Origin of the sequence: Sphingomonas sp. Leaf30 (genome assembly GCF_001422525.1) — a bacterium.
Lineage (GTDB): Bacteria > Pseudomonadota > Alphaproteobacteria > Sphingomonadales > Sphingomonadaceae > Sphingomonas > Sphingomonas aerolata.
Genome location: NZ_LMKZ01000001.1, coordinates 817,895 through 832,822, shown reverse-complemented (window position 1 = coordinate 832,822; position 14,928 = coordinate 817,895). Strand labels below are relative to the sequence as shown.

The 14,928-nt window shown below is 66.2% G+C and carries 9 protein-coding genes and 1 pseudogene; 1 reads left to right on the top strand and 9 read right to left on the bottom strand.

Translation table 11 applies throughout. The features are described 5' to 3' along the window. Positions 1-399: 399 nt before the first annotated feature. The 9 genes and pseudogenes from ASE89_RS03920 to ASE89_RS03875 form a co-directional block, all read right to left on the bottom strand. Positions 400-1,704 (bottom strand): annotated as a pseudogene (locus ASE89_RS03920) (DUF389 domain-containing protein). 194 nt (positions 1,705-1,898) lie between these two features. Then, the gene (locus tag ASE89_RS03910) at positions 1,899-3,233 is read right to left on the bottom strand and encodes a chloride channel protein (protein WP_056674233.1); all 1,335 of its coding nucleotides are present in this window, start codon (positions 3,231-3,233) and stop codon (positions 1,899-1,901) included. Between the two features lie 910 nt (positions 3,234-4,143). Then, positions 4,144-4,908: a PP2C family protein-serine/threonine phosphatase gene (locus ASE89_RS03905; protein WP_056674229.1), complete on the bottom strand. Its 765-nt coding sequence runs from the start codon at positions 4,906-4,908 to the stop codon at positions 4,144-4,146. Then, positions 4,905-5,915, bottom strand: a complete 1,011-nt coding sequence (locus tag ASE89_RS03900; RefSeq protein ID WP_056674226.1) for a type VI secretion system-associated FHA domain protein — start codon at positions 5,913-5,915, stop codon at positions 4,905-4,907. Before ASE89_RS03900 ends, ASE89_RS03905 begins: the two co-directional genes overlap by 4 nt. An 11-nt stretch (positions 5,916-5,926) precedes the next feature. Next, entirely contained in the window at positions 5,927-7,603 is a 1,677-nt protein-coding gene (locus ASE89_RS03895) for a serine/threonine-protein kinase (RefSeq protein WP_236701609.1), read from the bottom strand. Continuing rightward, on the bottom strand, positions 7,603-8,343 hold the full coding sequence (locus ASE89_RS03890; RefSeq protein ID WP_056674222.1) for a LysM peptidoglycan-binding domain-containing protein: 741 nt from the start codon (positions 8,341-8,343) through the stop codon (positions 7,603-7,605). The genes ASE89_RS03895 and ASE89_RS03890 overlap by 1 nt, the downstream gene beginning before the upstream one ends. Continuing rightward, positions 8,340-9,638, bottom strand: a complete 1,299-nt coding sequence (locus ASE89_RS03885; protein WP_056674219.1) for a putative bifunctional diguanylate cyclase/phosphodiesterase — start codon at positions 9,636-9,638, stop codon at positions 8,340-8,342. Before ASE89_RS03885 ends, ASE89_RS03890 begins: the two co-directional genes overlap by 4 nt. Before the next feature lie 675 nt (positions 9,639-10,313). After that, positions 10,314-11,585 carry a spinster family MFS transporter gene (locus ASE89_RS03880; RefSeq protein ID WP_056674216.1) on the bottom strand — a complete coding sequence of 424 codons (1,272 nt, stop codon included), beginning with the start codon at positions 11,583-11,585 and terminating at the stop codon, positions 10,314-10,316. A gap of 51 nt (positions 11,586-11,636) precedes the next feature. Then, entirely contained in the window at positions 11,637-13,985 is a 2,349-nt protein-coding gene (locus tag ASE89_RS03875; RefSeq protein ID WP_056674212.1) for a TonB-dependent receptor, read from the bottom strand. A 142-nt stretch (positions 13,986-14,127) separates the two neighbouring features. On the opposite strand from ASE89_RS03875, the gene ASE89_RS03870 reads away from it, so the two are divergent. Continuing rightward, the gene (locus ASE89_RS03870) at positions 14,128-14,796 is read left to right on the top strand and encodes a TetR/AcrR family transcriptional regulator (protein ID WP_056674208.1); all 669 of its coding nucleotides are present in this window, start codon (positions 14,128-14,130) and stop codon (positions 14,794-14,796) included. Positions 14,797-14,928: the final 132 nt, after the last annotated feature.

The following is a 14,928-nucleotide window of genomic DNA, read 5'->3' as shown; positions in this document are numbered from 1 at the left end:
ATCACGTCCCTGTGGGCACGTGGCAGCCCCATCAACCCGGATCGCCGCGCAACCCTGTCGAAATACGGCGTCACCAGCAGATGCGGCATCGCCAGTGCCGCGACGCCGACAAAGAGTGACCGCACGCCCGGATGCAATGAACCGGTCGGCGATATTCACGCGACCGTCGTCCGCAGCGATCGCCCCGCCCGCGACACCGACGAGTGCGGTTGTGCCTAGCGCGACGGCGGCGATCATTGGACGTACAGTCAGGCGACGCTTGAATATCACGATCCATGTCCTTGTTCAGTTAGAAGCAGATGCTCCTTTCTGAACCCGGATGATGGGCGCAGCCTGTTTCGAACATTACATCCGTGCAATCTTGTCAGGATGCCTTGCGCGATATGGCAGCCGCAGCGCCTATGCGCCGCGTTCGCCTGTTTCCGCCGGAGATGAGTCCGTGTCGACCGACCATATCAGGCGCAAGCGACCGCCTGCACGCCCGGCGGCCGCCCTGCCCCCTCGCGCGACGATACCCTGTGCTATCGCTGTGCGCTGACGCAGGGTCCCGCCCAGCACGTCGACCGCCCGCGCGAACCGGGCGGATACCCAGGCTGCGTCGCCGAGCGCCTGATCGTCGATGACGCCGGATTTGATACCGACGTCCCGCAAGACGACATCGTTCGGCGGATTGAGACTGACATGCCAGTCGGCGACCACCGCGTCCGCACGACGTTCCAGATCACGATAGCCCGCAATGCCAAGCCCCGTCAGGGGCGCCGCCGTCGCGCGGATCGTTCGCGCCGCCGAATCCAGCTGCACCGATGAAACGGGAATGCCAGCGATCAGCGCAACGTCCGCGATCGCCCGATCGCGCTCGCGTGCGACGCGCAGCGCATCGCCGTTGCCCGCCCGCGCGATCTGCGCCGCCTCGACCGCGCCGGTCTCGGGCGAGATACGAACCTGGTCGACATGGACATCGACCGGCCGCGACAATCGTTGGCGAAGGTCCGCAGCGAGCTTGCGATCCGCCCCCGGTTCGATCCGCGGCGTCAGCATGACCGCGCGAACGCGGACCGGGTTCGCGCCATGGTCGATCTCGACCTGGCTCAGCCGCGCGCCGGGCGGAAAGTCCTCGCCCAGTGCATCGCGTACCTGCCGCTGGGCGACAGCCTCGAACGCAATGCGACGCAGACCGGCACCAAGGGGAATGGAAAGGACTCCGATCGCGACCGCGAACAGCACGAGCTGCCACCCGGTGTGGTGCGGCGACAGATGGCTGCCGAACCCGTAACAGCGCGCGACGAGTGCGGCGGTCAGCGCGATGGTGATGGCATTGGTGAGGAACAGCAACAGCGCGCCCGAGAACACCACCCAGTTCCACGTCGCGATGCCGAACCCGACCACCACCAGCGGCGGCATCAGGGCGATGGCGATCGCCACGCCGACGACCGTACCCCCGCGCCCCCGGATCAGCGCATAGCCGCCTGCGATTGCAGAGAGCAACGCGACGAGCAGGTCGAACAGCGTCGGCTGCGTCCGCCCGGCGATCTCGCTCGTGATCGTCTAGACTGGGGAGAGCAGGATCAGCACGACCGACAGCGCCACCGCGATGGCCGCCCCCAGCATCAACGCGGTCGCCGCGCGGCGTATCTCGTGGAAGTCGAGCGTCGCGATGCCGAAACCCAGGCCGATGATCGGCATCATCAGCGGCGACAGCAGCATGGCGCCGATCAGCACCGCGACCGAGGGCATCAGCAGCCCGAGCAACGAGATCGCGGCCGAAATGACGATCAGGAAGGCGTAGCGTCCCGACCACCCCGCTTCCTCGGCAATCTGTCGCAGGATGCCGTCATGGTCGACGCTTTCGGTGGCCTTGGCCATCCACGCCCGGGGGAGCGTTCCGAATTTTGCAGGGTTCAGGTGGATCGGGTCGTCTCCGTCATGGCGAAGGTCTTCGATAGACCATGGTACAGCTTCTCGCGGCATACCCACTGGCTGGCCGCATCGGCGATGAACGCGGTCGCGAACATCGGCAGCATGAGGCCGCGGCTCGCGGTCGTCTCCGACAGGATGATGACCGCGGTGAGCGGCGCGCGGACGACGCCTGCGAAATAGGCGACCATGCCCAGGATCACGATCGCGCTGGCGGGCTCGCCGGGGAAGATCTCGCGCAGCAGATTGCCGACGCCAGCGCCGACGGCGAGCGACGGCGCGAAGATGCCGCCCGGCAGGCCCGCAATCGCGGTCGCGGCGGTGGCGACCAGCTTGGCCGGCCCGAACCAGAGCGGCGCATCCACGCCGACGATCATCGCGCGCGCTGGGGCATAGCCGGTTCCCCATGTCAGCCCGGTCACGACGCCGAGTACCGCGACGACGCCCCCGCAGACACCGGCGAACGCGACGGGATGCGCGCGCGTCCACCCCGTCACGCGATTGCGGCTGACCGCCATCGCCAGGAGAATGCGCGAGAACAGCCCGCCGGTCATGCCACCCGCGATGCCCGCGACCGGCGCGACGATCAGCGCGGAGAGCAGCGGCATGTGCGCACCGATCGCGCCGAAATAGATATAGTCGCCCTGCACCGACTGCGCGACCATCCCTGCGATCACGATCGCGGCAAGGACGAGCAGCGTCACCCTCTGCTCATAGGCGGACGCGAGTTCCTCGATCGCGAACAGCAGCCCGGCGAGTGGCGTGTTGAACGCCGCCGCAACGCCTGCGGCACCACCGGCGATGAGGACCCCGCCCCGCAACGGCACGCGGACGAGACGGTGCGTAAATCCCATGACGGCCGCCGCCAGCTGGACGGTCGGGCCTTCCCGGCCGACCGATGCGCCACCCAGTACCGCGCCGATCGTCAGCACCGCCTTGGCCGCCACCGTCCGGATCGAGATCAGCGTCCTGGTGGCGTCGTTCGGATTGGCCTGCGCCGCGATCACCTGGGGAATCCCGGATCCCCGCGCGAACGGCGCATAGTGACGGGTCAGCCAGACCAGCCCCATGAACGTCAGCGGCGTCGTGACCAGCGGCAACCAATGCCATGTCTTTGCAAAGTCGCTGAAAACCTCGCCCGCCCAGTCGGCCGCCTCGGCAAACAGCGTCGCGACGATCCCGATCAGGATCGCCCCCGCCAGGATCGCACCCCGCGTCCGGAACTGCGTCGAGCGCGGCCCGCGCGCGCGCAGCAACGCCCGATACCGCGACGGCGTCCAGCGTTTGGACGGTAAGAGACGATTGAACAGGCCAGCCATCGGGCTCTTTTAGGTCACGGCGCCAGTTAGGCCACCCCTGACACCAAGCCGTTGAACCAGGACGTGGTGTATGGCGTCGACCCCATCTGTCAACTGAGCGCCCTCAGAATGCGTCATGCCACACCGCAGCAGATCAACCCGATGGTCGGCGTCGGGATGGAGGCTAAGGCAATATAGCTCGATACACGAACGCCGAAGCGGCGGGCGCAGAGGGAAGCGAGAACGGGAAATCGCCAATACCGCGGTATGTGCGGCCAACTCCAACGTCGTGCCATTCTCGAGGGGCGAGCGGACGTCACGATGCGGCCCTTCCACAGTCGCCCGATAGCGGTCTTATCCGGTGCCTCCTCCCTCAAGCGGACATTCTCGATAGGAGCGAAATGACACAGGTGCGAAGCTGCGCAAGACCGGCCGTTACGCCGACGGTCGTGATCTGGCTGCCTGCCGCAATGACTAAGCCTGACGCGCTTAAGGGTGAATACTTGACGGAGATGGGGCATGCCTGCCCTACAGACCACGAACGTGGCCTAACCTGCCAAGAATCGCGCTTGCAGCGGCCGGGATCAATGCGGCGGCGATTTGGCATCTCTGCCGTTTGCGAGGACGTGAGGCCCCCTAAATGGCACCAGCGCTTGCCAATGATCCAGCATGGAACGCCGCCAGCCCCGCTAACCGCCATCCCGGTCATTCCCGATGCAAAAAACCAGATGGCTTGCATCACGTTGAATTCCCATCATCGACAGCGCTTGAGTTATCGGCCGACATCTATGTGTGCCGGCCGTTCGACGGCAGCGCGTTATGGAACGTTATTATTCTTATACCAGGCTAGCAGATAGTACACGGTTCTGCATGACGCTGCATAACAACAGAGCAGCGGTCGTGCGTTCCCCTACGAGCGGACGCACAGGTCTCACCCCGATAGCGCTGCGATCACGACAAGAGTTGCATTGTCGCTGCCATCACGTTGCAGTGCGTTTTCGAGAATGCGGTCCGCCATGTCCCCGATCGCCGCGGGCATCGTCGCAAAATCGCGTGGATCAAGCGATCGCGAAACGCCGTCCGAGCACAGTAGAAGTCGATCGTTCGGCTGGACTAGTGTGGTGACGCTATCCAGCGCTACGGCCGGCGCAACGCCGAGCGCGCGCGTGACGACATTGGCTTGCGGATGACGGTCCGCCGCGGCTTCCGTCAGGACACCCGCGTCGATCATCTCCTGCACGACGCTGTGATCGTGGGTCAGCTCCTCTGCCCCGCCGCCGCTGCCGCCGCCGCGCATCAGATAGGCCCGACTGTCCCCCGCCCAGAAGATCGTCGCCTCACTGCCCTCGATCAACGCGATCACGATCGTCGCGCCGCTGGTCGCATGCACGTCGTAGATCGCGCGATTGGCATGCGACACCGCGGCGCGCACCGCTGCCGCGTTGATCGGCGCCGGATCATCCGCCAGTGCCTGCAAGACATCGACCACCGTTTCCGCGGCGGCGGCGCCGCCGCTATGGCCGCCCATGCCGTCGACGACCGCCCAGAGCCCACGGTCTGCCCGATCGAGAAGCCGATCCTCGTTGACGCTGCGCACCCGCCCGACATGGGATCGGTTTTGCGACACATAGACGGTTTTCTCAGCGAGCGACGGACCGCCGCGAGGTTTGCGTCGCAACAGGCTGGCGAGCTTCATGCGGGATCGCGGGCCATGGCCGTATCCGCGGCGTCATAGGCGAGGGCGAAGGCGCGATCGAGCGAGCCGGGTGCGGATGCCACGATCTGCCGTGTCAGGTCGGCATGACGGTCAGCGACTTCTGCCATCTGCAGGCTCGCACGACTTTTCAGCAGCGTCGCGCGGTCCGCGATCGCCGCATCGATCGATGCCGGCTCGAACGTGCCGATCGCCGCGCGCAGGCTCCCCTGCAGGCCTGCGAACGTGGCGACCAGATGCCGCTTCACGTCACGAAACGAGGCCTTCAGCGCCGCCGGGCCCGACAGGAACCCGGTCGAGCCCGCGAGCAGCAGGTCGATCGCCAGCCGCTGTGTCGGTGCCCATTTGAACGGATTATTGTCCGCACCGCTGATGGTCGTGCGCGTCAATTGATAGCGTCCGCGCGCATGGTCGCGCTCGGCCATCAGGTCGCCGATCCCCAGCACCATCTGCCGATACACCGCACCCGCCCGCCGCATGATCTCGGTCGGCTCCTCTTCGGAGAGCAGCGAACAGTCCAGCCCGGCGCCCTCGCAAAATGCCTCCAGCAACGACCCATCGCCCAGCGGTCGCGCCTCACCGGCATCGGCCCAGTCGCTCGGCACCTCCACCGACGATCCCAGCGGCGGCGTCAGCACCATGGTCAGCGCGCCATCGACTTCCAGGTCGCCATGCGGGGCCTGCGTCGCGACCATCTTGAACCGGCCGAGCCTCAGCGCGCTCGGCACCGGCAGCACCACGTCGACCGCATCGGGAAACCGTTGCCCGGTATCGGCATCGAATACGCCGTTCGCGCCGAGCGCCCGCAGTGTCAGCCCATCGCCGTCGACGCGCAGTTCACAATGCGCCCGCGACAGCGCGCAATCGGGGTCGGCGATCGGCCAGTCCGCCTCGGTATCGCGACCGATGCGGAGCAGACCCTCACGGATCAGCCGCGCATCAAGCGGCTGGACCATGTCGTCTCGGTCGAAAAGCTGGAGCATGTACATCGAACGGATCCTCAGGCGGCCAGACGGGCGGACGGCACGACGCGGGTAGCGCGCATCGCGATGTCGGCCTGCGCGCCGGTCCCCGCCAGATGCGGCTCGACTGCGGCGGCGGCGCGATTGAACGCGTCGAACGCGGCGCCGAATTCGTCGCGGCGGCGATGCGATATGCGCAGGGCGAAATCGGACTTCGCCGCCTCGTCCAGCGCCTTGCGCAGTCGGGCGAGCGGCCGGGCCACCATAGCGCCGCTCAGATAGCCGATCACCAGCACCACACCCATGATCACCAGCGACAGCACCGTCAGCAGCATCCGCGCATTGTCGATCGCGGCGTCCAGCGCGGTCCGGCGCAGCACCAGGTCGACCGTGCCGAACTCGGCCCCGGCATAGCGGATCGGCCGGACGAACCGCAGTCCTGCGCCCTTGCCCCGGTCGGGTGCCGCGGTCACGCCGGCGCCGCTGCCGATCGCCGCTTCGCCAACGGTGCGGCGATAGCGCGTGCCGATCAGCTTCGCGTCGTCTGCCGCGCGGACGATCCCGCCGGTATCGGCGACCACCATGTCGCGAATCTCCTGATCGCGCGAGGCCGAGGCGACGAAGGCCTGCAGCGCGGTCCAGTCCTGCTGCTCGGGCGCGAGGCCCGCATTATCGGCCGCCAGCACCGCGGTGTTGCCGGTGATGAACGCCGCGATCGAGCGACCCGACACGATCGCCATATGCTCAAGCGTGCGTTGCTGCCGCTCCAGGATCGACGACACGCTCGCGACCAGCGCGATCGCGGTTACTGTGACGAGCGCCAGCGGGAGCTTGATCTTCAGCGGCAGGCCACGGCGGCCGGGTGCTGCCTCGGCGGTCGCCGCGATCTCGCGGGTTAGCGCCTCGTACACCGCATGCCCGTCGGCGAACCGCTGCTCGGGCTTCTTCGCCAGAAGCTTGTCGATCACAAAACGCAGGCCCGGCGGGCAGTCCGCGGCGGAACGCGCGATCGGCTCGACACGCTCCTGCGCGATCTGGATGGCCAGAGTCGCCAGCCCCATGCCGGGAAATGCGACCTTGCCGGTCACCATCTCGTACAGCACCACGCCCAGCGAGAAGAGGTCCGACCGCTGGTCGACGGGGATGCCGAGCGCCTGTTCCGGGCTCATATAGCGCGGCGTTCCGATCATCTGGCCGACCTGCGTGCGCGCAAGGCGTCCTTCGGTGCCGGACACGTCGATATCGCCGATCCGCGCGACGCCGAAATCGAGCAGCTTGGCGGTGCGGCCGTCCGCCGACAGCAGGATGTTCGATGGCTTCACGTCGCGGTGCACGACGCCCGCCCTGTGTGCATAGTCGAGCGCCGAGGCGAGTTGCTGACCCAACGCCAGGACGCGTTCATAAGGCAGCCGGCCTTGCGCCAGCAGCAGCGTGTCGAGCGGCTGCCCCTCGATCAGCTCCATCGCGATATAGGCGACACCGTCCGCCTCGCCCACATCGTAGACGGTCGCGATATTGGGATGGTTCAGCGCACCCGCGGCGCGCGCCTCGCGCAGGAAGCGCTCGCCCAGTTCGGGGTCGCGACCATATTCCGGTTTGAGCACCTTGATCGCCACGGTGCGCCCGATCCCCGGATCGAACGCGCGGAATACGTCCGCCATCGCGCCCTCGCCCAGCCGACCGTCGATCCGGTAGCGTCCCAGCATCTCGGCCATCACTTACGCGCCTTCACGGTGGCGGCGATGCGCTCGGCACGCGTCAGGTCGCGCGCGATGACCGGGTTGCCGGGATCGAGCGCAGCGGCCCGGCGCAACAGTCCGACCGCGCGCACGACATTCCCCGAATTGAGCGCCGCCAGCCCCGTCGCGCGCGCCTGACGCGCGGCGACCCGATTGGGCGTGGGTGCGGTTGGCTTCGTCACCGCCGCCGGCCTGGGCGCGGCTGGCTTCACGCGGGTGGGAGCGGCCGGCACGGGTCGCGGCTCGGATCGCCGGGGCGGCTCGATGCGCGGGGGCTCGCCTGGAATACGGAGCGTCCGGCCAGCCGCCAGATCGGCAGGCTTGGCGATGTCGTTATAGCGGGCGAGCTGATACGCCTTCAGACGATTGCCCAGGAACCGCTGCGCCAGTCCCGACATCGTGTCGCCGTCCCGCGTGGTATAGGTGAAATTCGTCGGCCCCAGCAGATCCTTCGGATCGCGGTCGATCGAGTCGCGCAGCACCTGGACCGAAGGATTCATCGGATCGCGCTTCAACGCGGCGTTGATCCGCTTCTTCGCTGCACCACTATCGCCCTGATCCAGCAATAGCAGGATTGCGTCGATCTCGCTCGCCGACGTCATCTGCGGCGCAGACGCCAGCTGCGGTCCCGCCTTGGGCCCATGCGAACAGGCGGTAATCGCAAACGCGAGCGCCAGCGCGCCGGCCCGCGCGACCTGTCGAGGAGAGAAACTCATGCGGTAAGCCTTTCGGTGATCCGGTCCCGCATCGCGTACGGGTCGATGGCCAGCAACTTCGCGAGCCCGGCGGAATCGCGTGCGAACGCGACGAACTCCGCGCCCTTCAGCGGTGGCGAGAAATAATAGCCCTGGAAATGCGTGCAGCCGTGACGCAACAGCCACTCATATTCTGCGCGTCGCTCGACCCCTTCGGCGAGCACGCGGATGCCGAGCCCGCGCCCCAGCGCGACGATGCTCTGGCAGATCGCCTGGCTGTCGCGCAGCGTATCGACGTTCGTCACGAATTCCCGGTCGATCTTGATCTTGTCGAACGCCAGCGTGCGCAGCGTGCTGAAGCTGGAATAGCCGGTGCCGAAATCGTCGATCGCGATCCGCACGCCAGCCGCCCGCAACGCGTCGAACAGCTGGGTGGCGCGCGTACCGTCACTCATCGCGACACTCTCGGTCAATTCGATCTCCAGCGCAGCCGCCCCCAGCGAATGCCGCGCAAGCGTGCGTGCGACCAGTGCCGCCATGTCGTCGCGGTCGAGCTGATGCCCCGACACGTTCACCGCGACGCGCAGCGCGTCCAGGCCCTGTGCCTGCCATGACCGCGCCTCCCGCGCAGCGGCGTTGAGGGTCCACATCCCGATTTCATGCGCCAGCCCCATCGCCTCCATCACCGGCACGAACCGCGACGGCGAGACCTGCCCGAGGGTGGGATGAAACCAGCGGATCAGCGATTCCGCGCCCGACACCCGACCTTCCCCGGCATCGATCAACGGCTGGTATCGCATTTCCAGTTCGCCGCGCGCGATCGCCTGGCGAAGGTCCTGTTCCAGGGCATACCGCTCGCTGGCCAGGGCTGCGAGATCGAGGACAGGGCTGGCGACCGCGACCACGGCACCGGACTGTACTGTCAGTGACGCCAACGTGCGGGACAACATCGCCTGCGCGTTCACGCCGTCCGCCGGCATCCTGGCCTGTCGAACGCGAATTTCGGGCAGGATTTCCCGGTCGCCGTCGATCACCACGTCGCCCAGCGCGTATCGCAGCACATCCAGTTCGGTCTGCGCAGCATCCTCGACGATATCCGGGCCGAACCAGATCGCGACGCTGGCGCGATCGACATGCGCAATCAGTCGTTCATCGGGCAGCATCCGGGTCAGCCGGTCGACGATCGTCAGCAGCAGGCGTTCGCCCAGTCCCGGGTCAAACGCGCACAGCCGATCGAAGTCCATGAATCCGATGACACCGAGTACCCCGCGCCCGTCCGCCATCACTCGCTCGATCAACGGCTCGCGGGTCGGCAAGCCGGTAATCGCGTGGCGATGACTGGTGCGATGCTCGACAGCCTTCAGTCGATCCGCGATGGTCGCTATGCTTTGTGCCAGCCTTTCACCACGCGAGGCCGTCGGAGACGTCCCGGCGAGAATTTGCAAATGCCGGATCAGTCGCGACACCCGGCAATGCTGGGCAATCGAATACGCCATTGCTGCGAAAACGAGACAGACTGCAACGGACGCTATGGCGGCAACACTGCGATCGACGAACCGCCACGTGACGATAGCCGCCGCTATTGGTAGTAGCCCGACGCACCAACGCTGCGCAGGCGGAATCGCCGTTGAAAACCCCATAACGACCTGAATAGCGGCCATTATCATACGGATGTGTTAATATGGCTCTGCCTGTGCGTCAGACCTGATCCCCGGACGCCACGGCATTCGTAATCAGCTCGTCAGACGGAGCGGAGCGATGCGGCAAGGCCGATTTACCGAGGATCACATCATCGGGGCGCCGCGTAAGCATAAATCTGACGTGAAAACGCAGCTCGTGGCAGGCGTCGAGCGGTACCGCCGTTCTCGTGCCTGTTCCAAGCGACGGGTCGCGTTGGAGGCTATCAGAGCTTCACAATCCGATATCCGCCTTCCGCGAGCGCACGCCTAAACAGTCCCGGCTGGAGCCATCCGGCTGTCGGTGTTGGCGTCTTAAATCGGTTGATCGACCCAGTCCTGACGGAGCGGTGTCGACGCCAGCCACATCAGCAACGCGGCCACCAGATACAGCACGAGCCCCATGAGCATGGCATAGCGCAACGCTTCGTCGCCATAATGCGCGGCGAGACCGTCCGAGAGTGCGCCGAGCGCAAAACTGCCGCCGCCAAGACCGATGAGGTTGTTGATCAGCAGGAACGTCGCCGATGCGGTGGCGCGCATATGCCCGGGTACCAGATGCTGGATCGCCGTGATGACGGGCGCGAGCCAGACATAGGCGAGTGCCTGGGGCACGAGGAAGAAGACGAACGCCGCCGTCACCGAGGACGACAGGATTCCTGCGGCAAACAGGGGCACCGCGATGACGAACGCGATCGCGGGGACGCGCGCGTACATCCGCCGATCGCGCGCGCCCAGCCGGTCGCCGAGCACGCCGCCGAGCAGAACGCCGGCAACGCCCCCCAGCAACAGCACGCCGCCATAGAATTGCGCGGTCTCGATAAGGTCGAGCCCGAAGCTCCGCTGCATCAGCGACGGCAGCCAGAAGGCAAGGCCATAGCCCAGCATCGAGCTCGCCGAGGCGCCGAACGCGAGCAGCCAGAAGCTCGGCTTGCGCACGAGAATGCCGAACACGCGGCGGACGGGTTCGCGGTCGCGTGGATCGGACCCACGAACCGGCTCGCGTACGCACAGCCGAAACACCGGCGCGAGCACCAGTCCCGCGACACCGACCACGATGAACGCGGTCCGCCAGTCGATCGACGTCGCGATATAGCCGCCGAGCATCACGCCGGCTGCCGACCCGAGCGGGATGCCGAGCGAATAGACCGCCAGCGCGCGCGCACGGCGGTCGGGCGCGAACGTGTCCGCGATCACGGCATAGGACGGCGCGACGCCCCCCGCCTCGCCAACCCCCACGCCGATCCGGAACGCGAAGAGCTGCGCAAAATTGCTGGCCACACCGCACAGGGCAGTGAACGCGCTCCACACAGCGAGCGAGAGCGTGATAACCCAGGTGCGGCTCGTTCTATCGGCCAGCCACGCCAGCGGGATCGCAAGCGTCGAATAGAGCAACGCAAACGCCAGCCCGCCAAGCAGGCCCAATTGCGTGTCGGTTAATGCCAGGTCCACCTTGATCGTCGGCGCGAGGATGCCAAGGATCTGCCGATCGACGAAGTTGAATGTGTAGACCAACAACAGCATGATGAGCGCCGTCACGCGGTAGCGGCGGCCCTCGCGCGGGGTCGCCGGGATATCACTCGCCATATTGTGCTCCAGTAACCGGGGGGCGATCACCCGCCCCCCGGTTCCGCTCCATCAAAATTTCGCGGTGAGGGTCGCAAAGACCTGACGCGGGTTACCGTAATAGGCCGTCAGTACGCCGTCACTGCCGAGCGATGGCCGCAACGCGCCCGCTGCCGTGCGCAGATAGTCGCCGGTATCGGGGTTCTGCAGCAGGAAGTTGTAGCCCGACACGACATAGCGCTTGTTCGTCAGGTTCTTGCCGTGCACCCCGATCGAGAAGCGCGCGTCGATCGTATAGACGAGGTTCGCGTCGAGAAGCGCATAGGCCGGCTGGTCCAGCAGCGGCGTGCGCAGTTCGAACTGCTGTGAATCGCTGCGATAGGACAGCGTCGTACTCGCGTCGATCGCACCCGCGGATCCGACCGGGACATGATAGGCGAGCGTCCCGCTCGCGGTCAGGTCGGGCGTGTTCTGGAACTTGCGATTGGCGGCGACATTGATCCCGCGGGAATCGATGAAGCGCGTGTATTTGGCATCGAGATACCCGATCGTTCCCGACAGGTTGATGCGGTCGCCGACGCCCGCAATGCCCTCCGCGACCGTCAGATTGGCCTCGCCTTCGACACCGTTGATCCGGGCGCGGCCCGCATTGGTCGTGATGCCGATAAAGGTCTGGATGCCGCCGACGGTGGCACCGACCGATCCGGGGACCTGGACATCGGTATATTTGGAATGGAACCCCGCAATCGCGAGCGTCAGCCGGCGGTCGAACAGCGACGCCTTGTATCCCGCCTCATAGCTTTCGACGCTCTCCGGCCCGAACGACAGGAAGTTGTAGATATCCTGCCGGTCGCCACCGGCGCCGGTGATGCCGTTGCCGTTGAGGTCGGGCGCCGCGGTGCCAACGCCGCGCGGGTCGAACCCGCCGCCCTTGAACCCCTTCGACCAGCTCGCATACAGCGTGTTGTTGGCATCGGGCTTGAAGCTGACGGACGCGCGCGGCGTGAACTTGGCAAAACTTGCGGTCCCGCGGAAGTCGGTTTGTCGCGCGATCGGCGCGCTCGTGCCGCCGAAGAAGGGGGAAGCGCCCAGATATACGTTGCGCTGGATCTGCGACATGCGATCGTCCCAGGTATAGCGTCCGCCGACCGAAAGGCTGAGCATCGGCGTCACGTCGAGCGTGGCATCACCGAAGACCGCCACCGTATTGGTCCGCACGTTCCCGAAGGTCAGCGCAGTGACTGTCCCCGGCAACCGTACGTCGAACACGGTGCGCGCCTTGGCATCGAGATAATAGAGCCCCGCCAGCATGTTGAACGGCCCGGCATCGACCAGCAACTGCACCTCCTGGCTGAACTGCTCGTTATTGTAGAAGGCGGGGACGTCGACATCGACGGCGGGCAGCGCGTCGAAATCGATCGGCGTCGCGCTGTCGTCCTTGCGATAGCCGGTGATGCTGCGCAGCGTCAGATATGCGGCGGGCTTGAGTTCAGCGAAGAGCGACCCGCCATAGGCCTCGACCGACTGTTTCGGTGCGACCAGTCCCCCGCGGCTGTCGAACACGTCGGACAGCACCGGCGTGCGCGACACCAGCCCCGGGAGCAGCCGATGCCCGCCGCGCGGGTTGCTGTCATCCTTCGTATAATCCCCCGACAGGCGGAAGAACGCGCTGTCGCCCGCCTCATATTGCAGCGTGCCGCGCGCACCCCAGAAATCCTTGTTGTAATTGTCCTGCCCCGTGGTGAGGTTCGTGCCGAACCCGCCCCGGCTCAGTCGCGCGACCGCACCGCCGATCCTGAACCCCGTATCGCCGATCGGCGTGCTCGCGCTGATGACACCGTCCGCCTGGTCATAGCTGCCATAGGTTGCGCGGATGCTCAGCGTCGGGTCCGAGCCGATCCGGCGGGTCACGTATTTCACCGCGCCGCCGATCGTGTTGCGGCCATAGAGCGTGCCCTGCGGACCGCGCAGCACCTCGATCCGCTCGACGTCGTAAATGTCGAGCACCGCGGCCTGCGGGCGGTTGAGATAGACGTCGTCGAGATAGATGCCGACGCCCGCCTCGAACCCGGCGACGGGGTCCTGCTGGCCGACGCCGCGGATGAAGGCGGTGAGCGTCGAATTGGTGCCGCGCGACGTCTCGAGCGTGACGTTCGGCGTGACAGCGGCAAGATCGGTGACGTCGAGCGCCCCCGACGCCTCGAGCTGCGCGCCGGTAAACGCGGTGATCGCGATAGGCACGTCGAGCAGCCGTTCCTCGCGGCGGCGTGCGGTGACGACGATATCGCCATCGATCCCGGCCTCCTCGATGACGGGCCCGGCCTGAGCCGCGTCTGCTGCCGGCGCGACGGGTTGCGTCTGCGCGGACGCGGATCCCGCCAGCAGCGCGCCGAGTGCAACACCGGCGTTCAACAAGATCATGACGGATTTCGGCTGTGCCACGGTGTCATCCCCTCCTGCGGCGCCCGCTTGATGCGCCCGGTATGATCCGGGTTGTGCGCCTTGGTTCCAGTCTATACTGAAACCTGAACCAGTATTCAACTTGTGTATCGAGGCAGACAGAATGGCGAAGGCGCAGGAGACGACGCCGTCAGACCCGGCGGTCATCGGCGACAGCAAGGCACCGCGGACCGAGCGTGGCCGCCGGACGATGCGCGCGATCCTCGACGCCGCCGCGATCGAGTTCGGCGACAACGGGTTCCACCAGGCCTCGATCAGCGACATCACGCGCCGCGCCGGGGTCGCGCTCGGCAGCTTCTACACCTATTTCGACTCAAAGGACGCGGTGTTCCGCGCGCTCGTCCGCGACATGTCCGACCAGGTTCGCGATCATGTCGCCCCGGCGATCCTGTCCGCACCCGATCAGATCGCGGCCGAGCAGGCGGGGCTTCGCGAATTCATCAGCTTCGTCCGTGACCACAAGGAAATCTACCGGATCATCGACGAGTCCGAATTCGTCGATCCAGAGAGCTTTCGCCTGCATTATGCGACCACGGCGGACCGGATCACGCGTCGCCTGCGAAAGGCCGCAGACCGCGGCGAGGTCAAGGGCGACGTCAGCGAGGTCCATGGCTGGGCGATCATGGGCATGAACGTATTCCTCGGACTTCGCTACGGCGTCTGGAGCGAAGACGAGACACCAGATGAGATCGCGAAGGTCGTCGCGAGAATGCTAAAAGATGGTATTTTACGCAGCCCTGATGACCGAGCCTTGTCCGAGGTCGAGACTTGATGGGCCGATTGGATACACGACCCAATTCCAGACGTCCAAACCGCCGTGCCCGCTTCCCAAAAGCAGCCGCCCGTTCATCTCGCCTCGAAGCGCCTTTAGGCGACCTTCGCGCGTTCGACGTTAGGCTTTCAA